The organism is Streptomyces araujoniae (assembly GCF_050871195.1).
Lineage (GTDB): Bacteria > Actinomycetota > Actinomycetes > Streptomycetales > Streptomycetaceae > Streptomyces > Streptomyces bacillaris.
The window spans coordinates 4,663,702-4,689,597 of sequence record NZ_CP194070.1 but is presented as its reverse complement, the minus strand read 5'-3'; the positions used below and the strand labels follow the sequence as shown (position 1 = coordinate 4,689,597).

Annotated in this window: 24 protein-coding genes; 12 read left to right on the top strand and 12 right to left on the bottom strand. The window is 73.8% G+C overall.

Features of this window, described 5'->3' with window-relative positions; translation table 11 throughout:
* The first annotated feature begins 260 nt into the window (after nt 1–260).
* The gene (locus tag ACQ9ZG_RS20125; RefSeq protein WP_003967102.1) at nt 261–464 is read left to right on the top strand and encodes a cold-shock protein; all 204 of its coding nucleotides are present in this window, start codon (nt 261–263) and stop codon (nt 462–464) included.
* A gap of 104 nt (nt 465–568) precedes the next feature.
* On the opposite strand, the gene ACQ9ZG_RS20120 is transcribed toward ACQ9ZG_RS20125, so the two are convergent.
* On the bottom strand, nt 569–1,789 hold the full coding sequence (locus tag ACQ9ZG_RS20120) for an amidohydrolase family protein (RefSeq protein ID WP_109914776.1): 1,221 nt from the start codon (nt 1,787–1,789) through the stop codon (nt 569–571).
* 323 nt (nt 1,790–2,112) lie between these two features.
* Here ACQ9ZG_RS20120 and afsR point away from each other — a divergent pair, with 323 nt between their 5' ends.
* Both afsR and ACQ9ZG_RS20110 read left to right on the top strand, forming a co-directional pair.
* Complete coding sequence (gene afsR / locus ACQ9ZG_RS20115) at nt 2,113–5,070, top strand: SARP-family global regulator AfsR (protein WP_109914777.1); 2,958 nt, start codon at nt 2,113–2,115, stop codon at nt 5,068–5,070.
* Nucleotides 5,071–5,307: 237 nt separating this feature from the next.
* On the top strand, nt 5,308–5,487 hold the full coding sequence (locus ACQ9ZG_RS20110) for a hypothetical protein (RefSeq protein WP_018490692.1): 180 nt from the start codon (nt 5,308–5,310) through the stop codon (nt 5,485–5,487).
* A gap of 160 nt (nt 5,488–5,647) precedes the next feature.
* On the opposite strand, the gene ACQ9ZG_RS20105 is transcribed toward ACQ9ZG_RS20110, so the two are convergent.
* Nucleotides 5,648–7,204, bottom strand: a complete 1,557-nt coding sequence (locus tag ACQ9ZG_RS20105; protein ID WP_499281621.1) for a FadD3 family acyl-CoA ligase — start codon at nt 7,202–7,204, stop codon at nt 5,648–5,650.
* 103 nt (nt 7,205–7,307) lie between these two features.
* Between ACQ9ZG_RS20105 and ACQ9ZG_RS20100 the strand changes: the two genes are divergently transcribed.
* From ACQ9ZG_RS20100 to ACQ9ZG_RS20090, 3 genes are read left to right on the top strand one after another with little or no spacing between them, the layout of a single operon-like run.
* Nucleotides 7,308–8,456, top strand: coding sequence for a lipid-transfer protein (locus ACQ9ZG_RS20100; RefSeq protein WP_109917604.1), 1,149 nt, complete (start codon nt 7,308–7,310; stop codon nt 8,454–8,456).
* Between the two features lie 12 nt (nt 8,457–8,468).
* Nucleotides 8,469–8,924: a Zn-ribbon domain-containing OB-fold protein gene (locus tag ACQ9ZG_RS20095; protein WP_109917603.1), complete on the top strand. Its 456-nt coding sequence runs from the start codon at nt 8,469–8,471 to the stop codon at nt 8,922–8,924.
* Between the two features lie 3 nt (nt 8,925–8,927).
* Entirely contained in the window at nt 8,928–9,719 is a 792-nt protein-coding gene (locus ACQ9ZG_RS20090) for an enoyl-CoA hydratase/isomerase family protein (RefSeq protein ID WP_499281002.1), read from the top strand.
* Nucleotides 9,720–9,889: 170 nt separating this feature from the next.
* On the opposite strand, the gene ACQ9ZG_RS20085 is transcribed toward ACQ9ZG_RS20090, so the two are convergent.
* Entirely contained in the window at nt 9,890–10,423 is a 534-nt protein-coding gene (locus ACQ9ZG_RS20085) for a hypothetical protein (RefSeq protein WP_109917224.1), read from the bottom strand.
* A gap of 242 nt (nt 10,424–10,665) precedes the next feature.
* On the opposite strand from ACQ9ZG_RS20085, the gene ACQ9ZG_RS20080 reads away from it, so the two are divergent.
* On the top strand, nt 10,666–11,400 hold the full coding sequence (locus ACQ9ZG_RS20080; RefSeq protein ID WP_499281000.1) for a hypothetical protein: 735 nt from the start codon (nt 10,666–10,668) through the stop codon (nt 11,398–11,400).
* A gap of 238 nt (nt 11,401–11,638) precedes the next feature.
* Here ACQ9ZG_RS20080 and afsK read toward each other — a convergent pair whose 3' ends face one another.
* A complete protein-coding gene (gene afsK / locus ACQ9ZG_RS20075; RefSeq protein ID WP_032755086.1) occupies nt 11,639–14,101 on the bottom strand; it encodes a protein serine/threonine kinase AfsK in 2,463 nt (820 codons plus the stop codon).
* A 240-nt stretch (nt 14,102–14,341) separates the two neighbouring features.
* Nucleotides 14,342–15,151 carry a VOC family protein gene (locus ACQ9ZG_RS20070; RefSeq protein WP_109917661.1) on the bottom strand — a complete coding sequence of 270 codons (810 nt, stop codon included), beginning with the start codon at nt 15,149–15,151 and terminating at the stop codon, nt 14,342–14,344.
* 515 nt (nt 15,152–15,666) lie between these two features.
* On the opposite strand from ACQ9ZG_RS20070, the gene ACQ9ZG_RS20065 reads away from it, so the two are divergent.
* Complete coding sequence (locus tag ACQ9ZG_RS20065; RefSeq protein ID WP_026237999.1) at nt 15,667–16,314, top strand: TetR family transcriptional regulator; 648 nt, start codon at nt 15,667–15,669, stop codon at nt 16,312–16,314.
* A 105-nt stretch (nt 16,315–16,419) separates the two neighbouring features.
* Here the strand turns inward: ACQ9ZG_RS20065 and ACQ9ZG_RS20060 are convergent, their stop codons facing one another.
* Entirely contained in the window at nt 16,420–16,938 is a 519-nt protein-coding gene (locus ACQ9ZG_RS20060) for a nitroreductase family deazaflavin-dependent oxidoreductase (RefSeq protein ID WP_109914206.1), read from the bottom strand.
* Entirely contained in the window at nt 16,938–18,206 is a 1,269-nt protein-coding gene (locus ACQ9ZG_RS20055) for an acyl-CoA dehydrogenase family protein (protein WP_499280999.1), read from the bottom strand. Before ACQ9ZG_RS20055 ends, ACQ9ZG_RS20060 begins: the two co-directional genes overlap by 1 nt.
* Nucleotides 18,207–18,366: 160 nt before the next feature.
* On the opposite strand from ACQ9ZG_RS20055, the gene ACQ9ZG_RS20050 reads away from it, so the two are divergent.
* The 4 genes from ACQ9ZG_RS20050 to pspAB all read left to right on the top strand — a co-directional run bounded on the left by ACQ9ZG_RS20050 (nt 18,367) and on the right by pspAB (nt 21,969).
* Nucleotides 18,367–19,542: a thiolase C-terminal domain-containing protein gene (locus tag ACQ9ZG_RS20050; protein WP_499280997.1), complete on the top strand. Its 1,176-nt coding sequence runs from the start codon at nt 18,367–18,369 to the stop codon at nt 19,540–19,542.
* Nucleotides 19,543–19,652: 110 nt separating this feature from the next.
* A complete protein-coding gene (locus tag ACQ9ZG_RS20045) occupies nt 19,653–20,342 on the top strand; it encodes a pyridoxine/pyridoxamine 5'-phosphate oxidase (RefSeq protein WP_499280995.1) in 690 nt (229 codons plus the stop codon).
* An 86-nt stretch (nt 20,343–20,428) separates the two neighbouring features.
* Nucleotides 20,429–21,337: a zinc metalloprotease HtpX gene (gene htpX, locus ACQ9ZG_RS20040; RefSeq protein WP_028416795.1), complete on the top strand. Its 909-nt coding sequence runs from the start codon at nt 20,429–20,431 to the stop codon at nt 21,335–21,337.
* A 47-nt stretch (nt 21,338–21,384) separates the two neighbouring features.
* Nucleotides 21,385–21,969, top strand: a complete 585-nt coding sequence (gene pspAB / locus ACQ9ZG_RS20035; protein WP_028416796.1) for a PspA-associated protein PspAB — start codon at nt 21,385–21,387, stop codon at nt 21,967–21,969.
* Nucleotides 21,970–21,986: 17 nt separating this feature from the next.
* Here the strand turns inward: pspAB and ACQ9ZG_RS20030 are convergent, their stop codons facing one another.
* From ACQ9ZG_RS20030 to ACQ9ZG_RS20010, 5 genes are all read right to left on the bottom strand, one after another.
* Nucleotides 21,987–22,460 (bottom strand): hypothetical protein, encoded by a 474-nt coding sequence (locus ACQ9ZG_RS20030; protein WP_258312293.1) that lies wholly within the window; start codon nt 22,458–22,460, stop codon nt 21,987–21,989.
* 182 nt (nt 22,461–22,642) lie between these two features.
* Nucleotides 22,643–23,125 (bottom strand): Zn-ribbon domain-containing OB-fold protein, encoded by a 483-nt coding sequence (locus ACQ9ZG_RS20025; protein ID WP_109916555.1) that lies wholly within the window; start codon nt 23,123–23,125, stop codon nt 22,643–22,645.
* Nucleotides 23,122–23,574: a DoxX family protein gene (locus tag ACQ9ZG_RS20020; RefSeq protein ID WP_109916556.1), complete on the bottom strand. Its 453-nt coding sequence runs from the start codon at nt 23,572–23,574 to the stop codon at nt 23,122–23,124. Before ACQ9ZG_RS20020 ends, ACQ9ZG_RS20025 begins: the two co-directional genes overlap by 4 nt.
* A gap of 151 nt (nt 23,575–23,725) precedes the next feature.
* Nucleotides 23,726–24,832, bottom strand: coding sequence for a FecCD family ABC transporter permease (locus ACQ9ZG_RS20015; RefSeq protein WP_499280993.1), 1,107 nt, complete (start codon nt 24,830–24,832; stop codon nt 23,726–23,728).
* Nucleotides 24,829–25,872: a FecCD family ABC transporter permease gene (locus ACQ9ZG_RS20010; protein WP_499280991.1), complete on the bottom strand. Its 1,044-nt coding sequence runs from the start codon at nt 25,870–25,872 to the stop codon at nt 24,829–24,831. Before ACQ9ZG_RS20010 ends, ACQ9ZG_RS20015 begins: the two co-directional genes overlap by 4 nt.
* Nucleotides 25,873–25,896: the final 24 nt, after the last annotated feature.

Below are 25,896 nucleotides of genomic sequence, written 5' to 3'. Positions count from 1 at the left end.
TCAGGAAGGCCTCCCGGGCCGTCTCAGGGCGCCTGGAGACGGTCTCCGTCACCTCTCCGGCGGGGCAATCAAACATTCGAGTGAAGTGATCTTTCCCTCTACCGCTCTCCAGAGGCTGCGTGCTAGGCTCGCCCGCAAGTTGCAGTTTGGTTTCCCTTGCAGTACAGAGCCTGCGGAGCATGTAACCCGCAGGCTTTTGTAGTTTTCAGACTTGTTTGCAGGTTCTGGAGCAGGGCAACCCTTTGGCCCAAGGAGGGCTTATGGCTACCGGAACCGTCAAGTGGTTCAACGCTGAAAAGGGCTTCGGCTTCATCGCCCAGGACGGCGGCGGCCCGGATGTCTTCGTTCACTACTCCGCGATCAACGCGTCCGGGTTCCGCTCCCTCGAGGAGAACCAGGTCGTGAACTTCGACGTCACTCAGGGTCCCAAGGGTCCGCAGGCTGAGAACGTCACCCCGGCCTAGTTGCCCGGGTCGGCCGATCGCGGTCGCACCAGCAGTACCCAAGGAGCCCCGCTCCCCCGCTTCGGCGGGGGAGCGGGGCTCCTGCCTGTGCGAACGTACGCCCCCTACGCCCCCGCCCAGAGTCCGTCCTCCGTCAGCCCCAGCAGGTCGATCGCGTTCCCGCGCACGATCCGGTCCACGACATCCGGGGCGAGGTGGCCCATCTGGGCCTCGCCCACCTCGCGGGATCGGGGCCAGGTGGAGTCGGAGTGCGGGTAGTCCGTCTCGTACAGGACGTTCCCGACGCCGATCGCGTCCAGGTTCCGCAGCCCGAAGGCGTCGTCGAAGAAGCAGCCGTGGACGTGGTCGGCGAACAGCTCGGACGGCGGGCGGTGGACCTTGTCCGCGACACCGCCCCAGCCCCGGTTCTCCTCCCAGACGACGTCGGCGCGCTCCAGGATGTACGGGATCCAGCCGATCTGGCCCTCCGCGTACATGACCTTCAGGTGGGGGAAGCGCTCGAACTTGCCGCTCAGCAGCCAGTCCACCATCGAGAAGCAGCAGTTGGCGAAGGTGATGGTCGAGCCGACGGCGGGCGGGGCGTCGGCGGAGGTGGACGGCATCTTCGAGGAGGAGCCGATGTGCATGGCGATGACGGTCCCGGTCTCGTCGCAGGCGGCGAGAAACGGATCCCACTCGTCCGTATGTATCGACGGAAGCCCGAGATGGGGAGGTATCTCGGAGAACGCGACCGCGCGCACGCCCCGGGCCGCGTTGCGCCGGACCTCGGCGGCGGCCAGCTCCGCGTCCCAGAGCGGGACGAGGGTGAGCGGGATGAGGCGGCCGCGCGCCTCGGGGCCGCACCACTCCTCCACCATCCAGTCGTTGTACGCGCGCACGCCGAGCAGCCCCAGTTCGCGGTCCTTCGCCTCGGTGAAGGTCTGCCCGCAGAAGCGCGGGAAGGTGGGGAAGCAGAGCGCGGACTGAACGTGGTTGACGTCCATGTCGGCCAGCCGGTCGGGGACCGAGAAGGAGCCCGGACGCATCTGCTCGTAGGTGATGATCTCCAGCTTGATCTCGTCCCTGTCGTAGCCGACGGCCGTGTCCAGGCGGGTGAGCGGCCGGCGCAGGTCCTCGTAGACCCACCAGTCGCCCACCGGCCCGTCGTCCCCCTTGGCACCCATCACGGGCGCGAACTTTCCGCCCAGGAAGGTCATTTCCTTCAGCGGCGCGCGGACGATGCGCGGGCCGGAGTCCGCGTATCTGGACGGGAGCCGGTCCCGCCAGACATGAGGGGGCTCCACCGTGTGGTCGTCCACCGAGATGATCTTCGGGAAGGTCTCCATGCGTTCCACGGTAGCGTCGATCTGACGACCCGTCAGCTATCGTGCGCGCATCGGCGGAGGGCACGGCCCCGCGCACGGTTCCCCGATCGTTGTCGAGGGCTTGTGCAGAGCGTCACCCACTGCTGACGTGCCCGCCCGCGACAAGGCAGACTGTTGAGCGCGATACCAGCGGTACCGAGCAATCCGGGTGTACGCCGCACTTCGACGCACGGGCGGACAAGGGGCGGACAGGCGGGGCGGAGAAACGAGCGCTCGGAGACCGGCACCACCGGCAGAGCCCGCTGAAGAGCAGGGCCGGCAGGCGAGCAGGACAGGGGGCATCAATGGACCGTGACCGCGGGCCACGCGTGCGCGTACCGGGGCAGCGCGCCCCGGAGGAACCGGGGGCCGCCGACTCCCTCAGGTTCACCGTCCTCGGTCCCGTACGGGCATGGCGCGGCGGGGAGCCGCTCCCCTCCGGATCCCCGCAGCAGCGCGCGCTCCTCGCGGCCCTGCTGCTGCGCGAGGGGCGGACGGCCACGGCGGGCGAGCTGATCGACGCGTTCTGGGGCGAGGACCCGCCCTCGCAGGCGCTGGCCACCATCCGTACGTACGCCTCCCGGCTCCGCAAGATCCTGGGCCAGGAGACCCTGGTGACCGAGTCCGGCGGCTACGCGCTCCGGATCGGCCGGGGCGCCCTCGACCTCACCCTGGCCCAGGACCTGGTGACCGAGGCGGAGAAGGCCCGCGCGGCGGGTGACCGGCTCCAGGCCCGGACGCTGATCAACAAGGTGCTGGGGCTCTGGGACGGGGAGGCGCTGGCCTCGGTGCCGGGGCCGTACGCGGAGAACCAGCGCACCCGGCTGGAGGAGTGGCGGCTCTCGCTCACCGAGGCCCGGCTCGATCTGGATCTGGAGATCGGCAGCCACGCGGAGGCCGTCTCCGAGCTGACCGCGCTCACCGCGGCCCACCCGCTGCGCGAACGGCTGCGGGAGCTGCTGATGGTGGCGCTCTACCGCAGCGGCCGGCAGGCGGAGGCCCTGGCGGTGTACGCGGACACCCGGCGGCTGCTCTCGGAGGAGCTGGGGGTGGACCCGCGCCCCGAACTGGCCCAGCTCCAGCAGCGCATCCTGCGCGCCGACGAGGAACTGGCCCGCCCGGCGGACGAACCGGCCCCGGCGCCCGCGCCGCTGCGCCCGGCACAGCTTCCGGCGACCGTCCCCGACTTCACCGGCCGGGACTCCTTCGTACGGGATCTGGGTGCCCAACTGGCCGCGGCCGAGGGTTCGGTGATGGCCGTCTCCGCGCTGGCCGGGATCGGCGGGGTCGGCAAGACGACGCTGGCCGTCCACGTGGCCCACCAGGCCCGCCCGCACTTCCCGGACGGGCAGCTCTACGTCGACCTCCAGGGCGCGGGGGCGCGGGCGGCCGAGCCGGAGACGGTCCTCGGCTCGTTCCTGCGGGCGCTCGGCACCGCGGAGTCGGCGATCCCCGGCACCCTGGACGAGCGGGCCGCGCTCTACCGCTCGACGCTGGACGGCCGCCGGATCCTGGTCCTGCTGGACAACGCCCATGACGCGGCCCAGATCCGCCCGCTGCTGCCGGGGACGCCGGGGTGCGCGGCGCTGGTGACGAGCCGGGTGCGGATGGTCGACCTGGCCGGGGCGCATCTGGTGGACCTGGACGTGATGTCGCCGGACGAGGCGCTCCAGCTCTTCACCCGGATCGTGGGGGCGGAGCGGGTCGGCGCGGAGCGGGAGGCGGCGCTCGACGTGGTGGCCGCCTGCGGCTTCCTGCCCCTGGCCATCCGGATCGCCGCCTCCCGGCTGGCCGCCCGGCGCACCTGGACGGTCTCCGTGCTGGCCGCCAAGCTGGCGGACGAGCGGCGCCGGCTGGACGAGCTCCAGGCGGGCGATCTGGCGGTGAAGGCCACCTTCGAGCTGGGGTACGGTCAGTTGGAGCCGGGCCAGGCCCGCGCCTTCCGGCTGCTGGGCCTCGCGGACGGCCCGGACATCTCGCTCGCCGCCGCGGCGGCCCTGCTGAACCTGGAGCCGCACACGACGGAGGACCTGCTGGAGGCGCTGGTCGACACGTCCCTCCTGGAGTCGGCCGCCGCGGGGCGCTACCGCTACCACGACCTGGTCCGCCTCTACGCCCGCGCCTGCGCCGAGCGCGACGAGCAGGGTGCCGAGCGGGAGGCGGCCCTCTCCCGGCTGCTGGACTTCTACCTGGCGACGGCGGCGGGGGTGTACGCGCTGGAGCGGCCGGGCGACCGGCTGGTGGACCACCTGGAGCCGACGGAACAGGCCGGGCTCACCTTCGTGGACCGGCACCCGGCGCTGGACTGGCTGTACACGGAGGCGGGCAACCTGCTGGCCTGCGTACGCCAGTCGCACGGCCCGGCCACCCTGCGGCGGGGCGTGGACCTGCTCTGGGCGGCCCTGGACCTGGGCGAGTCGGGGGCGAACGCGAAGCAGTACGAGACCGTCGCCCTGGCCCTGCTGGAGGCGGCCCGGGCGGGCGGTGACCGGCGCTCCGAGGTGCGGGCCCTGGTGACGCTGGCCGATGTGCACCACACGTCGGGCCGGTTCGACCAGGCCGAGCAGGAGGCGGAGAGCGTGATGCTGCTGGCCGGGGCCGACCAGGACCCGCTGCCCGTCTGCTGGGCGTCGAACGCCCGGGGCATCATGGCGCTCTACCAGTCCCGCCACGAGGACGGGGAGCGGTACCTCAACCGGGCCATCGACAACTTCCGCTCCATCCAGGACCGGCCGGGCGAGGCCAGCGCCCTGTGCAACCTCTCCCGCATCCACCTGGCGACCGGCCGCACCGAGAGCGCGGTGGCGCTGGCCGAGGAGGGCACGGCCGTCTACGACAGCATGGGCCACGCGCTGCGCAGCGCCAACGGCCGCTACGCGCTGGGGATGGCGCTCACCCAGAGCGGCAGGTTCGCGGAGGCGTCGGAGCGGCTGCTGGAGGCGCTGGACGTCTTCCGGGCCAGCCGGCAGCGGCTGTGGGAGGGGATGACCCTCTTCCGGCTCGCGGAGGTGGATCTGGCGGCGGGCAACGCCACGGACGCGGCGGTCAAGGCGGAGCAGGCCCTCACCGCGCTGCGGGGCATCGGCGGCGAGTGGCGCCGGGGCAACATCCTGACGGTGCTGGGCCGTTCGCTCGCCCGGATCGGCCAGTTCGGCCGGGCGGAGGTCTGCTGGCGCGAGGCGCTGGGCATCTACGACGCCCTCGGCTCGCAGGAGGCGGCCGAGGTCCGCGCCCTGCTCGCGTCGACGGCGTCCACGCCGTGACACCGCAGGCCGGAACGGGTTTCCGCGCCTCCCTCCGCCGGTGTTCATCATTCGTTTATCGCGACCGGCCAGTCTCATGCCTGTCGATCCGTCGCGTCGGGGGGCAGACGGGCTGACAGTGAGGCCGCGACGTAAGGTGAGCGGCCCTGAGGCGCCCGCCCGGCCGTCCACGGGGGAACAGCCGGGCGGGCCGCCCATCAACCGGAAAAGAAGCACTGCCTAGGGGAGAACAGCGATATGGCTGACGCGAAGAAGAACCCGGTCATCAAGCCGCAGGACATGCACGCCACCGGCGGCGAGACGACCAACGGCGACATGCACGCCACCGGCAGCCCGCTCCAGGCCAAGGACATGCACGCCACCGGCGGCGACACCACCAACGGCGACATGCACGCCACGAGCGAGCCCGCCCACTAGACCTTCACGTCGGGGGACGTCGGGGGATACGGGGGACGGGGGTACGTACGGGGGAGCAGCCGCTGCGGCGCGGAGGGGGAGCCGCCGCGGCTGCCGTACGCCGAGAGGCCCGAGCCTGGGGATGGGCTCGGGCCTCTCGGCATGTGGGTACGGGGGGGCGCTACCCCCTCCCCCGCAGCTCCCCCTTCACCACCTTGCCGCTCGCGTTGCGCGGGAGTTCCGGGACGAACTCGACCGCTCGCGGGACCTTGAAGTTCGCCATCTCGCGGCGGGACCAGGCGATCAGGTCGTCGGCCGTCAGCGTGGCGCCCCGGCGGCGGACCGCGTAGGCCTTGCCGACCTCGCCGAGGCGCGGGTCGGGAATGCCGATGACCGCCACGTCGGCGATGTCGGGGTGGAGGCCGAGGAGCTGTTCGATCTCGGCCGGGTAGGCGTTGAAGCCGCCCACGATGAACATGTCCTTGATCCGGTCCGTGATCCGCAGGTTGCCCGCCGCGTCCAGGACGCCCACGTCGCCGGTGCGGAGCCAGCCGTCGGGGGTGAAGGCGCGGGCCGTGGTCCGGGGGTCCTCGAAGTAGCCGGTCATCACGGTGAATCCGCGGACCTGGACCTCGCCCGGAGAGCCGGGTTCCGCCAGGACGCGGACCTCGGTGCCGGGGATCGCCCGGCCGGAGGTGGTGGCCACGGTCTGAGGAGAATCGCTCCGGTGGCACATCGTGACGATGCCGCTCGCCTCGGAGAGGCCGTACGCCGTGAGGACCGTGGGGATGCGGAGTTCGCCGCGCAGGCGCTCCACCAGGCGCAGGGGGACCACCGCCGCGCCGGTCACCACCAAGCGGAGGGCCGAGAGGTCGTGGGCGTCGCGCGCCGGGTGGTCCAGCAGGGACTGGTAGAGCGTGGGCGGGCCGGGCAGGACGGAGATGCGTTCCGCCGCGATGTTCGCCAGCACCGTGTCCACGTTGAACACCGGCTGCGGCACCATCGTGGCCCCCCGCGTCAGACAGGCGATGATGCCCGCCTTGTAGCCGAAGGTGTGGAAGAACGGGTTCACGATCAGATAGCGGTCGCCCTCGCGCAGCCCCGCCAGCTCGCTCCAGATCGCGTAGGCGCGCAGCGTCTGGGCGTGGGTGATCACCGCCCCCTTGGGGGCGCCCGTGGTGCCCGAGGTGTAGATGATGTCGGAGGGGTCCGAGGGGCGGATGGCCTCGGCCCGTTCCCGTACCGTCCGGGCCGGGATCCGCTCCCCCGCCGCCAGGAACTCCGGCCAGCTCGTGTAGTCCTCGGGCGCCGTGTCCGCCAGCACCACCACCCGCTCCAGGTCCGGCAGCTTCACCTCCGTCCGGCGCAGGGACGCGACGTACGACGTGCCCAGGAACGTGCCGGTGACGAACAGCAGCCTGGCCCGGCTGCGGCGCAGGATGTGGGCCGCCTCCGTGCCCTTGAAGCGGGTGTTGAGCGGGACGAGCACCGCCCCGGCGCTCACCGCCCCGAGCGCGGAGACGATCCAGTCCGGGGTGTTCGGGGCCCAGATCGCCACCCGGTCGCCCGGCTCCACCCCGGCGGCCAGACACGCGGCGGCGGCGCGCTCGACGCGGGCGCCGAGTCCGGCGTACGAGAGGCGGGTGCGGCCGTGGGCCACCGCCTCGGCCGGGCCGTACCGCTCGGCGGCCGCCCGTACCAGCCCCGGGATGGTGCCCCACTCCTCGTCGCCCCGCATCACGCGCCCGCCCTCCTGCCGCCGCCGCACTAGCTGACTATCCGTCAGATTAGCGGTAGCCTCTGCCGCTGTCAGCAGGCGCGGGAGTGCGGGAGGTTGGCGGATGGCGACGCTCAAGGACGCGACAGCGATAGCCGGGATCGGGCAGACGGCGTTCGCGAAACGGCTCCCGGAGTCCGAGAAGACCCTCGCCTGCCGGGCGATCCTGGCCGCCCTCGACGACGCGGGCATCGCCCCGTCGGAGGTCGACGCCTTCGCCTCGTACACGATGGAGGAGACCGACGAGGTGGAGGTCGCCAAGGCGATCGGCGCCGGGGACGTCACCTTCTTCAGCAGGGTGGGGTACGGAGGCGGCGGCTCCTGCGCCACCCTCGGCCATCTCGCCGCCGCCGTCGCCACCGGACAGGCGAGCGTCGGGGTCGCCTGGCGGTCCCGGAAGCGCGGCTCGGGCCCCCGGCCGTGGAAGAACACCGCCGTGCAACTGCCGACACCCGCCCAGTGGACCCGGCCCTACGGGCTCCTCCGCCCCGCCGACGAGATCGGCATGCTGGCCCGGCGCTACATGCACGAGTACGGAGCCACCCGCGACCACCTCTTCAACGTCGCCCTCGCCTGCCGCAACCGGGCCAACCAGAACCCGGACGCGATCATGTACGACCGGCCGCTGACCCGCGAGATGTACATGACCTCCCGATGGATCAGCGAGCCGCTCTGCCTCTTCGACAACTGCCTGGAGACGGACGGCGCGCTGGCCTGCGTCATCGTCTCCGCCGAGCGCGCCCGCGACTGCCGGCAGAGACCCGTCTACCTCCACTCCGTCGCCCAGGGGCTGCCCGCGCAGCACCACGGGATGGTCAACTACTGGAACGACGACCCGCTCACCGGACCCGCCTGGACAGCGGCCCGACAGCTGTGGAAACAGGCCGACTTCGGGCCGGACGACGTCGATGTGGCCCAGATCTACGACGCGTTCACCCCGCTCGTCCCGCTCTCCCTGGAGGGGTACGGCTTCTGCGGGCGCGGGGAGGGCGGGGCGTTCACCGAGGGCGGGGCGCTGGAGACCGGGGGCCGGCTGCCGCTCAACACCGGGGGCGGCGGGCTGAGCGAGGCGTACGTCCACGGGTTCAACCTCATCACCGAGGGCGTCAAGCAGATGCGCGGCACCTCCACCGCCCAGGTACCGGACGCCGCCACCTGCCTGGTCACCGCCGGTGAGGGCGTACCGACGTCGGCCGTCCTGCTGCGGAACTGAGGAGTCGAGAAGATGGCTGTGAACGATGCCCCGCTGCTGCCCGTCGTCGACGAGGACGGCGCCCCCTTCTGGGAGTACGCCGCCCGGGGCGAACTGCGCGTCCAGGCCTGCGCCGCCCCCGCCTGCGGCGAGCTCCGCTTCCCGCCCCGGCCCTGCTGCCCGCACTGCGGGTCGTTCGACAGCGAGTGGCGGGTGATGAGCGGGCGCGGCCGGATCTGGTCGTACGTGATCCCGCACCCGCCGCTGCTCCCCGCGTACGCCGAACAGGCCCCGTACAACGCGGTGCTGGTGGAGCTGGTGGACGCCCCGCGGATCCGGCTGGCCGGGAACGTCGTCGCCTCCGCCGACGCGCCGCTGGACTCCGTCGATCCGGCGCGGCTGCGGATCGGGGCCCCGGTGCGGGCGGTGTTCTGCCCGGCGGGCCCGAGTGGGTCGGTCACGCTGGTCCGCTGGCTGCTGGAGCGGTGAGCGGTGGCGCTGCTCATCGAGCGGGAGGCGGCCGACGGGGTGGCCCTGGTCACGCTCGACCGGCCGGAGAAGCTCAACGCGATCGATCTCGGGACGGCAGAGGAACTGGCGCAGTTGTGGCGGGAGTTGCGGTACGACGTGGGCGTGCGGGCCGTCGTCCTCACCGGGAGCGGCACCCGCGCCTTCTGCACCGGGATCGACCGGGGCGTGAGCGTCCCGCAGCCTCCGTCCCCGTACGCCGTCGACGATCCGCTCCTCCGCATCGGGCCCAAGGCGAACGACCTGTGGAAGCCGGTGGTCGCGGCGGTGGAGGGGATGGCGTGCGGCGGGGCGTTCTACCTGCTGGGCGAGGCGGAGTTCATCGTCGCCTCGCGCGACGCGACCTTCTTCGACCCGCACACGACGTACGGGATGGTCTCGGCGTACGAGGCCGTCGCGATGGCCCAGCGGATGCCGTTCGGGGAGGTGGCCCGGATGGCGCTGATGGGCACGGCGGAACGGATCGGCGCCGCCCGGGCGCACACGATCGGTCTGGTCAGCGAGGTGACCGAGCCGGGCGGGGCCGTGGCGGCCGCGCTGCGGGCGGCGGGCGTGATCGCCGGGTATCCGACCGACGCGGTGCAGGGCACGGTCCGGGCGGTGTGGGCGGCGACGGAGGCGGCCCGGACGCAGGCGATGGCCCAGGCCCCCGCGCTGATCGCCCTGGGGAACCTGGGGCCGGAGCGCCAGGCCGAGCTGTTCGCGGGGCGGAAGGGAGGGGGCGGGGGCGGTGGGGGCGCGCCTCGGGTGCGGTGAGGGGGTGGCCGTGCCTCCGTCGGTGGCTGTGTGCCCCGGTGCTTCTGTCGGTGGCTCTGGGCCCCGGTGCTCCCCGCCGGTGGCACCGTGCCCCGGTGCTCCCCGTCGGTGGCTCCGTGATCCGGTGCTCCCGTCGGTGGCTCCGCGCCCCGGCGCCCCCGGCCCTCGGGTCAGAGCAGCTGGGCCGTGACCTCGCAGCGGCTGACCTGGGAGACCTTGCGCGGGCTGTCCATCCGGACGGTCAGGCTGCGGACGTCCCCGGCGTCGAGCGTGGTCGTGGTCTCGGCGGTGTCGACGGTGTTCCCGCGCGCGTCCAGGAACGTCACGTCGACCTCGTACCGGTGCGAGCGGGTCTCGTTCGACCTCAGCTCGACGACGGACGCGGTGACCGCCTTGCGCTTGCCCTTGCCGGGCCGGGCGCACCGGATCACCCGGACGACGGGCGCGTCGGACGCGGTGGGCGTCGGGGTCCCGTAGGACGAACCGGAGGAGCCGGACGAGGAGTTGTCACCGTAGTCGTCGTCGCTGTAGTCGTTGTGGCGGTAACCGCTGTTGCTCTTCTTGGAGTTGGAGCAGCCGCCGCCCGAGCTGCTGCTGCCCTTGCTCTTGCTGCCCTTGCCGCCGCTGCTGGCCGTCGAGAAGCCGGTGAGTGCGAGCACCACCACGACCAGGACCGCCGCCAGCTTGATCTGTCGCCGCATCACGGATGCAGCCCCCCTTGTTGTCGTCCTCGGCTCTCCGCCGCTTCCCGTACTGCCGGACCACAGCTTGCCGGATGCCGTCGGCACGTAGGTCATGACCCTGTCACGGTCCGGTCATGGTCTGCGGGGCGGGGCATCTGCGGGGCGTACGGCGGCGTCCGCGTGGCGGGGGTGATCACCCCGGCGTAGCGTCGGCCGTACGGGGGGTGTTCGCCGTACGCCGTGCGCCCCTGGAGGCCTCTCCGATGATCCGCAACATCCTCGGCTCCCTCGTCGCCCTGGCCGGGGCGGTCTCCGCCGTGCTGAGCCCGTTCCGCGACTGGTACGCCGGGCGGACCGGGCGGGACTACCGGGTGCGGGACCTCTTCGAGGGCATCACCGGTACGGAGTCGGGGGTGCTGGTCTCGATCCTGCTGCCGTTCCTGTTCGCGGCGCTGCTGGTGACCGGCGGAGTTCTGGTGCGGTCGCGGATCGTGGTCGCGTTCGCGGGGGTCGTGGTGCTGGGCTTCACGATCCTGTGGATGGTCCGCCAGGGGCAGGCGGCGGGGTCGCTCACGGTCGGCGGGGACGGGGAGGGGCTCCAGGTGGGGGTGGTCAACGCGTTGGCGGGCGGGGTGCTGATGCTGATCGGGGCGTTGCTGATGAAGGGGCGGTCCCGGGGGGCGGGGCGGGGGCGGTCCCGGTCCCGGGAGCGAGCGGTGGAGGAGCCGTACGCGGCGCCGCCGGCCGATCAGGTGGACACGTGGCCGCCGACGCAGGAGCCGGGGATGTCGGTGCAGACGTCACCGTGGCCGGAGCCGGAGGTGGAGCCGTACACGGGGCCGGATGCCCGTGACCCTCATGGGTCCCGAGACCCTCATGGGTCCCAGGACGCCCATGGGTCCCAGGACGCCTGGGGTGCCGGTACGCGGTCGTATCCGCAGGCGGAGGGGGATCCCCGGGATCCGGTGCATCCGCCGCACCGGCCACCCCAGGGTTGACGGTCACCCCGTCGAGGGTTCCGTCCTCAAACGCCGGACGGGCTGGAATTCCGCCGCACCGGCCACCCCAGGGTTGACGGTCACTCATCCAGGGTTCCGTCCTCAAACGCCGGACGGGCTGGAATTCCGCCGCACCGGCCACCTCAGAGCCGACGCCCACCCCGTCCAAGGTTCCGTCCTCAAACGCCGGACGGGCTGGATTTCGCCGGACGGGATGGAATTACGGCGGGTGCGCGGTTCAGGTTCGGGCTCTGTTGCCGGTGCCGGTGCCCTTCAGGGCGTCCAGGGCGTAGACGCAGCGGTCCTTGCTGCAGGCGTACACCACGCCCGCCTCCGCCACCGGGGAGCCCGTGATCTCGCCGCCCGTGGCGAGCTTCCAGCGGAGCTGGCCGCCCGCCGCGTCCAGGGTGTAGAGGACGTGGTCGGCCGAGCCGAAGTGGACGCGGCCGTCCGCCACGACCGGGGAGCCCACCACGTCGCCGCCCGCCGCGAAGCGCCACTTCGGGGTGCCGGTGACCGCGTCCAGGGTGTAGAGCGCGCTGCCGCTGCCCACGTGGACGTTGCCGACGGCGACGAGGACCGGTTCGAGGGAGGCCCGGGCCTCCGTGGCGATGCGCCAGCGGTCCTTGCCGGTCGTCGCGTCGAGCGCGTACACCGTGCCGAGGTAGTCCGCGAGGTAGACCCCGCCCCCGGTCACCGCCGGGCCCGGGGCGAACGCGGGCGGCGAGAGGAAGACCGCCGGGGCCTCGAAGTGCCAGCGCACCAGGCCCGAGACGATGTCCACGGCCAGCACCCGGGTGCCCGCCGCGATGTAGACGTAGCCGTCGGGGGCCGGGGTCACCCGGACCGGGACACCGCCGCAGGAGGCCGCGTCGCCGATCGGGTACGACCAGCGCTCCAGGCCCGTGCGGGCGTCCAGCGCGCGCAGCCGGGCGTCCTGCCAGACGTAGACCGTGCCGTCGTGGATGACCGGGGCGGCCTCGGCCGTCTCGAAGTCGGTCTGGGCGCCGGTGATCTCCCACAGCTTGTCGCCGCTGGACGCCTCCCACCCCTGGACGCCGCCGCCCCGGGTCGCGGTGAGGACCGTGCCCCGGTCGGCCTTGAGCGCGTACACCCAGGCGTCGGTGCGGATCCGCCACTGCTCGGCGCCGGTCGCCGCGTCCAAGGCGTAGAGGGAGGGGCCGTCCGACGCGTGGATACGGCCGCCCTCGACGGCCATCGCCCACGCCACGTCCCGGGTCTTGAACTGGCGCCGCCCGTTGCCGACGTCCAGCGCGTGGATCTCGAAGGACGTCACGTACAGCAGGTCGCCGGAGACGACGGGCGTCCCCCAGACGTCGTTGGACATACGGAAGCGCCAGGGCCGCCAGCGGTCGGGCGCGGCGGGCGAGGGGTCCGGGCCGGGGCCCGGGGACGGCACGGGGGCGGTGGACGCCGCCGGGGCGGCGGGCGAGCCGTTCAGGCCCGCGGGCGGGCGGACCCAGCCGGTCGCCGCGGCCGGGTGGGCGGCGGCGGGCCCCCGGACCTCCCCCACCCGGGGGCCGGGCCCGATCGGCGCCTTCGCGCCGGGCAGGTGGACGGGTCCACTGTCGGGGGCGGGGGCCGAGGAGGAGAGCGGGGAGGGCGAGGAGAGCGGGGACGGTGAGCGCAGGTCGTCGCCGCCGCGCCAGTCGGGCCTCCGGTCCGGGGCGTGGCCGGGACCGCCGTCCGGGCCGTGGCCCGACCCGTGACCCGGCGCGCGGTCCGGGGCGCGCGGCGGCTGCGGGGGGCGCGGCGGGTGTGCGGCGGGCGCGGGCGGGGCGGTGCGGCCGCCTCCCCTGCGCCGTTCGATCATGGCCGTGGCCTGGGACGGCAGCCAGGCTGAGGCCGTACCGCTGTCGTCGCTGCCGGAGGCGAAGAGGTGCGGGGCAAGCTGGGCCTGGAGGTCGGCCGGGGTGGGCCGGCGGGAGGCGTCCAGCTGCATGCAGGACTCGATCAGGGGGCGCAGGTCGTCCGGCAGCCCCTCCAGGTCCGGCCCCTCACGCAGCAGCATGAACACCGTCTCGACCGGGTTCGCCCCGTGGTAGGGGGCGTGGCCGGTGGCGGCGAAGACGAGGGTGGAGCCCAGCGAGAAGATGTCGCTGGCCCCGGTGACGCTGCGGGAGTCGCGGGCCTGCTCGGGCGACATGTAGGCGGGGGTGCCGACGGCGACGTTCGTCATGGTCAGCCGGGTGTTGGAGACTCCGGAGGCGATGCCGAAGTCGATGACCCGGGGGCCGTCCTCGACGACGAGCACGTTGGACGGCTTCAGGTCGCGGTGGACGAGTCCGGCGCCGTGGATGGACTGGAGGGCTTCGGCGATCCCGGCGGCCAGCCAGCGCACGGCCTGGGTGGGCATGGGGCCGCACTCGTTGACGATCTCCTCGAGCGAGGGCGCGGGCACATAGGCGGTGGCCAGCCACGGCACGGCGGCACGGGGGTCGGCGTCGACGACGGCGGCGGTGTAGAACCCGCTGACCGCGCGGGCGGCCTCCACCTCGCGCGTGAAGCGGACCCGGAAGAGCTGGTCCTCCGCCAGCTCGGTCCGTACCGTCTTGATCGCCACCCGCCGGCCCGATGCCGACCGGGCGAGATAGACCAGCCCCATGCCGCCGGCCCCGAGCCGTCCCAGCACCTCGAACGGGCCGATCCGTCTCGGGTCGTGCTGCGTCAGCTGCTCCATCACGTGCCTGCCACCTCCCCGTACGGACCTCAGGAACGAAGCCCGCGAATTACCGCCCGTCACCGCCCGGTGCGATTCCCGGCCTCCGCAGCGTCTCACCGCTGGGCACCACCTGGCGGTGCGCACCCTGATTCTTCCTGGCTCGGGCGCCGGTGGCGAACCCGGGGGCGGATGTGGGTGTCTCATGCCACTTGGGCTGATTCTCGCCCACAAGGTGTGGGGAACGGGGGCGTGGCCGGGTTACGGAAGCAGCTCGTTCGGCTGGAGGACGGCGAAGAGCGCGCCCTGGTCGTCGTGGAGGACCGCCATCCGCCCGTACGGGATGTCGAAAGGCGGTGCGGAGACCCGGCCGCCGAGCTGTACGGCGAGCTCGGCGGCAGCGTCGCAGTCGGCGACGGCGAAGTAGGTGAGGAAGTAGCTGGGCAGCTCGGCGGGGAACGCGTCCGTGATGACGCTGCGGCCGCCGACGGCGGTGTCCGGGCCGGGTTCGGTGCCCTCGGGCGACCACATCCGGAAGTCGACCAGCGCCTCGGCGTCGCCGGAGACGTCGTTGCCCCCCTCGTCCAGGTCGGTGCCCTGGAAGCCGAAGACCTTCTCGTAGAAGGGGTCCACCCGCTCCGGCCGCCGGGTGTGGACCTCGGTCCAGCAGAAGGAGCCGGGGTCGTTCTGCTTCTCGAAGCCGGCGCGCTCCCCGGGCTGCCAGAGGCCGAAGACCGCGCCCCCGGGGTCGGCCGCCTGGGCCACGATCCCGGCCCGTCCGGCCCGTACGGGGTCGGTGATGACCTGGCCGCCGTGTTCACGGATGGCGGCGACGGTGGCGCGGATGTCGTCGGTGGCGAAGTAGACGCCCCAGGCGGTGGGCATCCGCCCGTCCTTCTTGGCGGCGAGCGCCGCGACGAGCCTGCCGCCGCTCAGGGCGTCCGCGAAGGGCATGCCGTCGCCCGCGCGGAAGGTCCAGCCGAAGAGGCCGCCGTAGAAGCGCTTGCCCGCTTCGAGGTCGGAGAGCTGCACGTCCACCCAGCACGGCGCCGAGTGCGCGAATGCGGCCATGGGGCCTGGTCCCTTCCGTCGCGGTTCAGCCTTCGGTGTCGCTCCGGTGTCGCTTCAGTGACGCCCGTCACAGTCAACGTAACGTCGCACCCGGCCCGGCGCGCCCCGGCGCCCGCCGAACGCGGCCCGCACACCGTTCACACACTTCGAAAAGGAACATTTGCCCGATCAGTGAAGATCGGGGCACCGCATGGACGAAAGTTGTCCACCGAAGTTGTCCACAGGCTGTTGATAACACCATCACAGCGGGGCGCTCGGCTCTCCGCCGGGAGCGCGCACCGGGTCCGTACCGAGTCCGCACCGGGCCGTGCCCGGTGCCCGCCGAGCCCGTACGAGCCTGCGCGCGGGCCCCGGATCAGGCGCCGCTCCCGCCGCCGTTCCGGCCGTCGCCCCAGCAGCCCCCGCGGCGGCCGAAAACATTCGCCCCCGCCCCTTCGCACCCCGCCGGTCCTGCGACGTTCCCCATTTGCACTCGGCCGAATCGCGCTCTCATCGCCCCTCGGTAAGCTGACGGCATGACAGGACAAGTACGTACCGTCGACGGCCGCGTGGCCGGTCGACGCGGCCAGGCGACGCGGCAGAAGCTGCTCGACTGCCTCAGCGAGATGCTCAGCTCCTCGCCGTACCGGGACGTCAAAGTCATCGACGTCGCCCGGAAGGCCGGGACTTCACCCGCGACTTTCTACCAGTACTTCCCCGATGTGGAGGGCGCCGTCCTCGAAATCGCCGAGGAAGTCGCCAAGGAGGGTGCCGGACTGACCGAACTGGTCGCCGGACGCCCGTGGGTCGGCAAGGCCGGCTGGCACACGGCCGAGGAACTCGTCGACGGATTCCTCGACTTCTGGCGCCGCAACGACGCGATCCTCCGCGTGATCGACCTCGGGGCGGCCGAAGGAGACAAGCGGTTCTACAAGATCCGCATGAAGATCCTGAACTCGGTCACCAACTCCCTCACCGATTCGGTGAAGGAGCTCCAGACCAAGGGCAAGGTCGACAAGGACGTCAGCGCCGCCGCGATGGCGGGCTCCCTGGTCGCGATGCTGGCCGCGGTCGCCTCGCACCAGAAGGGGTTCACCACCTGGGGTGTGAAGCAGGCCGAACTCCGCCCGAACCTGGCGCTCCTGGTGCACCTGGGCATCACCGGCAAGAAGCCCACCAAGTAGCCCACCGGCACGTCCTGTCTCACCGACGGCGGACCACCACGCACCCCTGCCGGTGGTCCGCCGTCGGCGTACCCGGACATCGCCGACGGGAGCCGGACCGGGTGGCTACCGCCGCTCCAGGCGGAAGAGCCGGATCCGCCGTTCCACCCGCTCCTGGTACGCCGCGTACGGCGGCCAGAACGCCAGCGCCACCCGCCACACCTCCTCCCGCTCCGCCCCCTCCAGCAGCCGTGCCCGCACCGGGATGGACCGGCCGCGCCAGCTGATGACGGCCTCCTCCGGGCGGGCCAGCAGATTCGCGGTCCAGGCGGGATGCCCGGGGCGGCCGAAGTTGCTGCCGACCAGGATCCAGGTGCTCTCCGCCTCCCCCTCCGGCATACAGGCCAGCGGGGTCACCCTCGGCCGCCCGCTGCGCGCCCCCGGCACGGTGAGGACGAGCCCCGGCAGCATCCGGGCGCTGGGCAGCACCCGGCCCCGGGTGATCCGGTGCACAGTGCGGTCCAGGAGGGGCACGAGGTACGGGGCGACCTTCGCGAAGGCGCGGGTGGAGGAGACCTTCTGGACCAGCCGGGGGGCCCGGCCGGAAGCGGGGCCCTCCGAGGCGGGGCCGGGGCCGGGGGCCATCAGACGGCCACCTCGTGCGTGAGGGCCCGCGAGGGTACGTCCCCGAACAGCCCCGCCCGGACCGCCGCGTGGTCGCGCAGCCGGTGCACGGGCCCGAAGAGCAGCCCGTCCGCCGCCGCCCGCTTCACGTACAGGTGCGCCTCGTGCTCCCAGGTGAAGCCGATCCCGCCGTGCAGCTGGACGGCCTCACCGGCCACGGTCCGGGCGGTCTCCAGCGCCTGGGCCAGGGCCAGCGGGCCCGCCGCCGGGTCCCAGGCGGCGTAGTACGCGGCGGAGCGGGCCGCCTCCACCCGTACGTACAGGTCGGCCAGCCGGTGTTTGACCGCCTGGAACGACCCGATGGCCCGGCCGAACTGCTCGCGCTCCTTCACGTACGCCACGGTCCGCTCCAGCGCACCCGCCGCGGCTCCGACCGCCTCGGCGGCGAGCACGGCGGCGGCGGTGCGCCCGGTGGCGGCGAGCGCCCCGCAGACGTCGGCGGTGTCCGGGTCCGCACCCAGGAGCGCGGCGGGGGTGTCGCGCAGTTCGACGCGGGCGAGGGGCCGGGTCGCGTCCAGGGAGGTGAGCCGCGTGCGGGTCAGCCCTTCGGCTCCGGAGGGCGCGCCGGCGGGCCCCCCGGCGGACGCACCGCCCGACGCCCCGGCGGGCGCTTCGGACTCGGCGCGCACCAGGAAGAGGAGGGTCCGGCTGCGCGGATAGCCGCCGGTGTGGGCGGCGACCAGGAGGAGTCCGGCGCTGTGCCCGTCCAGCACCCGGTCCGCCTCCCCGTAGAGCCGCCAGCCGCCTGCACCGGGGCGGGCCTGGACGCCCCCGGCCCGGCCGCCGCCCGACCAGGGCACGGCCCGGTTGTCGCCGGTGAGGCCGAGGGCGGCGGCCATCGACCCGCCCGGTACGGCCAGGGTGGCGGTGAGGGTGCCGTCGGCGATGCGGGGCAGCAGCCCGGCGCGCTGCGACGGGGTGCCCAGGGCGGCGACGAGGGGGGCCGCGAGGACGGCGGTGGCGAGGAGCGGGGAGGGCAGCAGGGCGCGGCCCGTCTCCTCGCAGGCGAGGGCCAGCTCGGTGGAGGTGCAGCCGGCCCCGCCGTACTCCTCGGGGAGCGCGAGCCCCGGCAGCCCGAGCCCCTGGGCGAGCCGGCGCCACAGGGCCGGGTCGTGGCCCCCGGCGGTGTGCCCGGCGGCACGGGTCCCGCCGGGCCCGGCGTGCCGGGCGAGCAGGTCGCGCAGGGTGCGGCGGATCTCGTCCTGTTCCGCGGTGAAGGCGGCGTCCATCGTGCGGCTCCTCCCCTCAGGAACCGGCGGCTCCTGATCTGACGATCCGTCATATTAGGTGCGGGGCACGTCCATTCCCAGAGTCCCGCACACAGCCGGAGCGGGGAAGGAGCGTGCGCACACGGTCACAACCACTCGTATCTGATGTACCGTCAGATTCATGCCCGCCGCCCGCCTCCCCCGCAAGGTCGCCGCCGTCGGAGTCGCCCTCGCGGAGTGCGGGCGCGTCGACCACGCCACGCCGTACGCCCTGCACGCCCAGGCGGCCCGCCGCGCCCTCGCGGACTCCGGCCTGGACCGCTCGGTGGTCGACGGCCTCGCCTCCGCCGGGCTCGGGACGCTGGCCCCGGTGGAGGTCGCGGAGTATCTGGGGCTGCGGCCCACCTGGGTCGACTCCACGGCGGTGGGCGGCGCCACCTGGGAGGTGATGGCCGCCCACGCGGCGGACGCCATCGCGGCGGGCCGGGCCCGGGCGGTGCTGCTGGTCTACGGGTCGACGGCCCGCGCCGACATCAGGGCGGGCCGCCGCACGGCGAACCTGTCCTTCGGGGCGCGGGGGCCGGCGCAGTTCGAGGTCCCGTACGGGCACAGCCTGATCGCCAAGTACGCCATGGCCGCCCGCCGCCACATGCACGAGTACGGCACCACCCTGGAGCAGCTGGCGGAGGTGGCGGTCCAGGCCCGGGCCAACGCGGCGGCCAACCCGGAGGCGATGTTCCGGGACCCGATCACGGTCGACGACGTCCTCTCCGGCCCGATGATCGCGGACCCGTTCACCAAGCTGCACTGCTGCGTCCGCAGCGACGGCGGGTGCGCGGTGCTGCTGGCCGCCGAGGAGTACGTACCGGACACGGCGAAGGCCCCGGTGTGGATCCTGGGAACCGGGGAGCACACCTCCCACGCCGCGATGTCGGAGTGGGAGGACTTCACGGTCTCCCCCGCCGCCGTCTCCGGCCGCCTCGCCTTCGAACGCGCCGGGGTGCGCCCCGCCGACATCGACCTGGCGGAGATCTACGACGCGTTCACGTACATGATGCTGGTGACGCTGGAGGACCTGGGGTTCTGCGCGAAGGGGGAGGGCGGCGCGTTCGTCGAGAAGGGGCGCACGGGCCTGCGTGGCGCACTCCCGGTGAACACCGACGGCGGCGGACTCTCCGCCTGCCATCCCGGGATGCGCGGCCTGTTCCTGCTGGTGGAGGCGGTACGCCAGCTACGCGGGGAGGCCGGGGAGCGCCAGGTCCACAAGGCGGGGGGCCGCCTCCCGGAGCTGGCGGTGGCCTCGGGGACGGGCGGCTGGTTCTGCTCGTCGGGGACGGTGGTGCTGGGGCGGGGGTGAGGGGCCGCACACCTACGCGCAGGGGCCCGGTCAGGGCCCGCCGCCCGGGATCGGGCAGGGCCCACCGCCCGGGCTGGCCCTCCACGGCCCGCAACCGGTCCAATGACCCCATGAACGAACCCGACGCCCCCGCCCCGTCCTCCCCCGCCGGCTTCACCGGTCTCCTGCACGCCCAGCGCGTCTGGGAGAACGAACTGCCGTCCTTCGACCCAGCGGCCGCCCCGGACGCACCGCTGCCGCTCTTCCACACCTGGTTCGCGGAGGCCGTGGCCGCCGGGCAGGTCGAGCCGCACGCGATGGCGCTGGCCACGGCGGACGCCGACGGGCTCCCCGACGTACGGACGCTGCTGCTCCACGGCGCCGACGGGCGCGGGTTCCACTTCGCGAGCCACGCCACCAGCGCCAAGGGCCACCAGCTCGCCGCCCGGCCGTCCGCCGCGCTCGGCTTCTACTGGCCCGCGCAGGGGCGGCAGGTGCGGGTCCGGGGGCCGGTCGCGCGCTGCACCCCGGCCGAGAGCCACGCCGACCTGCACGCCCGGTCCACCGGGGCCCTCGCCGCCGCCCTGACCGGGGCGCAGAGCGAGGCCGTGGCATCGGTGGCGGAGCTGAACCGGGCGGCGGACGCGGCCTGGGAGCGGGCTCGGTCGGAACCGGACGCCGAGGCCCCCACCTGGACCCGGTACGTGGTCGAGCCGGCCGAGGTGGAGTTCTTCCAGGGCGACGCCCGGCGGCGCCACATCCGGCTCCGCTACCGCCGGGACGGGGGCGGCGAATGGGCGCGTGATCTGCTCTGGCCCTGAGGCGCCCGGACTGGCGGCTTAACCCGGTTTCAACAGGAAGGGGGCACTATGGAGACAGGTGAGAGCCGAGCTGTTGGGAGGCACCGATGCCACGAGCCCGTTCCCGCTACGCCCCGGACCGGGGGCTGACCGGTCGCATGGTCACCACCATGTTCCTGATCGGTCTGCTGTACGTCGTCTTCGTGGGCGTGCTCCTCGCGGCCCTGCGCGGCTCCTGGCCGATCATCCTGATCATCACGGGCGGCCTGTTCATCGCCCAGTTCTGGTTCAGCGACCGCATCGCGGCGTACGGCATGGGCGCCCGCGAGGTCACCCCCGAACAGGCCCCCGAGCTGCACGGCACCATCGACCGGATCTGCGCGCTCGCGGACATGCCGAAGCCGAAGGTGGCCATCGCCGAGAGTGACGTACCGAACGCGTTCGCCACCGGGCGCAGCGAGAAGACCGCCCTGGTCTGCGCGACGACGGGGCTGCTCCGCAGACTGGAGCCGGAGGAGCTGGAGGGCGTCCTCGCCCACGAGATGTCGCACGTGGCGCACCGGGACGTGGCCGTCATGACCATCGCCTCGTTCCTCGGCGTCCTGGCGGGCATCATCACCCGGATCGCCCTGTGGGGCGGGTTCGCGCGCAGCCGCCCGGGGAACGACCCGGCGGGCATCCTGCTGCTGCTGATCCCGCTGATCAGCGCCGTCGTGTACGCGATCAGCTTCCTGCTCACCCGGCTGCTCTCCCGCTACCGGGAGCTGTCCGCCGACCGCGCCGCCGCCCTCCTCACCGGCCGCCCCTCCGCCCTCGCCTCGGCCCTGACCAAGGTCAGCGGGCAGATGGCCCGCATCCCGACCGAGGACCTGCGCAAGGCGGAGCCGTACAACGCGTTCTACTTCCTGCCCGCCTTCTCCGCGAAGGAGTCCATCGGGCGGATCTTCTCCACGCACCCGACGCTGGAACAGCGCCTGGACCAGCTGTCGCGCATCTCCACCGACCTGTCCCGCTGATCCGACATGGATCCGTCCCGCTGATCCGACATGAAGGAGTGCCGTCCGTGGGCCTGCTCGACGCCATCCTCGGCCGCAGCAAACCCGTCCGCCCCGACCTCGACCAGCTCTTCGCCGTCCCCTCCGCCGCCCTGACCCTCCAGGCCGCCACCGGTTTCACCCCGACGGGCCGGGGTTCGGTCTGCTTCGCGGGGGTGGAGGGCGGCGGATTCGCCCGGCTCCAGGAGGACGTACGGGAGTTGCTCGACGCGGACACCGGGCGCGGCGGCGTCCCGGTGGAGTTCAGCCGGGACGCGTACGGCTACACCTGGCTGCTCGCCGACCACCCGGCCGACGACACGGCGGCCCTGGTCAACGACCTGCACGCGGTGAACACCCTGCTCCAGGACGGCGGGTTCGGGCCGCACCTGCTCTGCTCGCTGATCGGCTTCCAGGACGCGGAGGGGCGTGCGCTGGCGCTCGTGTATCTGTACAAGCGCGGCACGTTCTACCCGTTCGCCCCGCTCCCCGGCGACGCCGAGAAGCGGGACAACCAGCTGGAACTCCAGGTGCGGGGCGCCCTCGGGGACGATCTCCGGGTGGAGAAGGACCTGTCCCGGTGGTTCCCCGTGTGGGGCGCGCCGGGGCTGTGACCGTGCCCCGACTGTGATCAGTCCGCGTCGCCGGGCGGCTGGGGCCGCCGGTCCCCGGTGCTCAGCGTGATGCCCCGGGACGTGGGGCCCAGGCGGGCGCGGTAGCGGCGGATGCCCCAGCTGCGGTGCTCCAGTTCGGCGGCGACCAGCACCTCCGCCGTGTTCACCAGGCCGGGGACCAGCTCCACCAGCGGGGCCACCGGGTGGAGGTCGTACGCCGGCCGGAGGCCGCCGGGACCGAGGACGGTGACGACGCCCGCCGCGTCCCGGTGGACGTGCCACCGCGCGTCCACCGGTTCCGTGAACGGCAGTTCGTCCAGCGAGGCGAGCGGTGCCAGTCCCCGTACGCGGGCGCGGGTGTACAGGCTTCCGCCCGGTCCGGCGCCGGGGAACGGGCCGGGCACCGCCTGCCCCACCGCCACTCCGGCGTGCGGGACCCCGTCCACCTCGGCGAGGAACGCCCAGCCCGTGACCTCTTCCGACCGCCGCACGCCGCCCCCTCGCGCCCTGGATCATGGCCCTGGGCCGCCAGCCTGCCACAGGGGCCCGCCCCGTCGGTCCGGGGCGGCCGGAACCCGCCAGTCCCTCGGGGCCCGCCCCACCGGTCCCACCGGTAGGGGCCCGTCCGTCAGCTCAGGGGCCGAAACCCCTCAGCCCCAGGCGTCGGAACCCGTCAGCCCCGGGGGCCGGAACCCGTCAGTCCAGGGGCCGGGGCCGGACCCACGTCAGCCCCGGGCCGGAAGACGGCCACCGCCTCCCCGACACCCCCCTCCGGGCCCCGGAAGGCGACCGTCAGCCCCATCCCGATCCGGAGGCCGGCGGGCGCGCACTCCACGACCTCCGTCATCATCCGGGGCCCCTCGGCCAGGTCGACGACGGCGGCGACATACGGAACGCGCCCGCCGAAGGGCGGCAGGTCGTTGCGGTGCACGACGGACCAGGTGTACAGGGTGGCCCGGCCGCTCGCGGTCTCCCAGGCCACGTCCTCGCTCCAGCAGTACGGGCAGAACTCCCGGGGATAGTGGTGCGCCCGGCCGCACCCGCCGCACCGCCGGATCAGCAGCCGCCCCTCCGCCGCCGCGTCCCAGTACGGGCGGGTGAACGCGTCCGGCTCGGGGAGGTCGAAGCGGGGAGCCGCCCCGGGGTCCTGGCTCACAGGAACAGCCCGAACGCCGCGTCGAGCGACCAGACCTGCCAGCCCATCGCGAACAGGGCCACCAGCGAGATCAGGGCCATCATGGCGTTCTGCCCCTGCTCGGCCCAGTCGTGGATCATCAGGGTGAGGTACAGCAGATTGAGCAGGAGGCCCGCCACCAGCGCCACCGGGGTGAGGAAGCCCGTCACCAGGCCGAGCCCCAGGGCCAGTTCGGCGTAGACGACGACGTAGGCGATGAGCTTCGGGCGGGGTTCGACGACCCGCCGGAAGCCGGTGCGGACGACACCCCAGCGGTGCTTGCCCGCCACGTCCGCCGCCCAGGCAATCCCCGTGCCCCGCTCGAACCAGCCCTTCCTGTCCTTGTGCCGCCAGCTCTCCAGCCACCACAGGCCGAGGCCTATGCGCAGGACGGCGAGCCATTCCGCACCGCTGAGCCAGATCGTCCGCATGGGGCAGCCTCCGGTCACCTCGCATCTGACGATACGTCAGTTCAGCGGATGCGGACCGGCTCACGCAAGAGGCCCGCACGGACCGGCCACCTCCAGGGCCTGTCGTCAAACTGCCGTCGCCGCCCGGCAGGCGGCAGTTTGACGACAGGCCCTAGCGCCGCCGCCTCCGCCCCAGCAGCCACGCCAGGTAGACCCCGCCCAGCGCGCCCGTCACCACCCCCACCGGGAGCGGGCCCGCCGTCGGCAGGGTGATCGCCACCAGGTCGGAGGCGGAGAGCAGGAGGGCGCCCATCGCGGCGGCGGGGAGCAGCCCCGTTCCCGTACCGCGGCTCAGGCGGCGGGCCAACTGCGGCGCGCAGAGCGCCACGAACACGATCGGCCCGGCCACCGAGACCGCAACCGCGCTCAGCCCCACCGCGACCAGGAGCACGAGGGCACGGGTGCGGCCCGCGTCGACGCCCAGGCCGCCCGCCGCCTCGTCGCCCATCTCCAGCAAGTCCAGGCGGCGGACGAGAGGGAGGGCGAGCAGGAGCAGGGCCGCCAGGGCGAGGAGGGCGGGGAGGATCTGGTGGCGTTCGGTGGAGCCGAGGCTGCCGATCAGCCAGAGCTGGGCGGACTGGGCGTGGTCGAGGGCGGCCCGGGTGAGCAGGTACGAGTTGACCGAGGTGAGCAGTGAACCGACCGCGATCCCGGCGAGGATGAGCCGGTTCCCCCGGAACGAGCCGCGCCGGGCCAGGAGTTGGACGATCAGCGCCGTGGCGAGGCCGCCACCGGCCGCGCCCGCCGCCACATACGCCGGGTCGCCGTGCAACAGGACCAGCAACGCCCCGGTGGCGGCACCCGAGTTGAACCCCACGATGTCCGGGCTGCCGAGCGGGTTGCGGGAGAGCTGCTGGAACAGCGCACCGGCCGCACCCAGCGCCGCGCCGACGACGAGGCCGAGCGCCACCCGGGGCAGCCGCAGCTCCAGGACCACGAACGCGGCCTGCTCCGAGCCCGCCCCGAACAGCGCGCCCAGCACCTCGGCGGGCGGGACGAGCCCGTCCCGGGTGAGCGCGAGCGCCCCGCTGCCCGCCGCGAGGAGGGCCAGCAGGAGCGTGACGGCGAGGGGGCGGGGGCGGACGCGGAAGGAGAGCCGGCCGGGGGCGAGGCGGAGGGGCCGACGGGCGGGGCCCCGGCCCCGTGCGGGGACGGGGCCGGCCGCCGCCTCCTCCGTACGGGAACGGGCACGGGATCGGGTACGGGTCGCGGCGTTCACGCCGGGGCCACCGCCTTCCGGGAGGCGCTCCGGCGGGCCCGCCGGTTGCGGCCGATCAGCCAGATCAGTACGGGCGCGCCCACGAACGCCGTGACGATGCCCACCTGGATCTCGGCGGGGCGCGCGATCACCCGGCCCACGATGTCCGCGACGAGCAGCAGGCCCGCGCCGACGAGGACCGCGTACGGCATCAGGCGGCGGTGGTCCGGGCCGGTGAGGAGGCGGCCCACGTGCGGGGCGACCAGGCCGACGAAGCCGACCGGGCCGATGGCGGCGGTGGCGGCGCCGCTGAGCAGCACCGTGGCGAGCGTGCCGAGCAGCCGTACGCGGCCGGGGGCGACGCCCAGCGCCCGCCCCGCCTCGTCCCCCAGCGCGAACGCGTCGAGCGCGGGCGCCACGGTGAGCGCGAGAACGGCTCCGACCAGCAGGAACGGCAACACCTCACAGAGCACCGGGAGTTCGCGCCCCGCCAGGGTGCCGACGGACCACATGCGCAGGGTCCCGTACGCGTCCGCGTCCAGCACCCCGAGCCCGCTGACCACCGCCCCGAGCACGGCGGTGACGGCCACCCCCGCGAGCACGAGCCCCTCGGGGGTGCCGCGCCCCGCGCCCCGGCCGCCGAGCAGATACACCACGACCACCGCCACGGCCGCCCCCAGCAGCGCCCACCAGACGACGGCCTGGAGCGAGCGCGTACCGAGCAGCACGGTCGCGGCGACGACGGCGCAGGCGGCCCCGGTGTTGACGCCGAGGATGCCGGGGTCGGCCAGCGGGTTGCGGGTCATGCCCTGCATCACCGCCCCGGCGAGGCCCAGCGCGGCCCCGGCGGCGACGGCGAGGAGCGTGCGCGGGACCCGGACCTCCCGGACGATCGAGGCGTGCGGGGCGTCGGGGTCGAGCAGGGCGGCGAACACCTCGGCCGGGGGCACGGACCGCGCGCCCACGGCGAGGCCGCCGGCCACGGCGAGGGCCAGGAGGAGCAGCCCCGCCGTGAGCCCGGCGGCGTACCGTACGCGTACGGTGGATCGCTTGACGGTCACGGTGCCTGAGGTTCCCGGCGATCG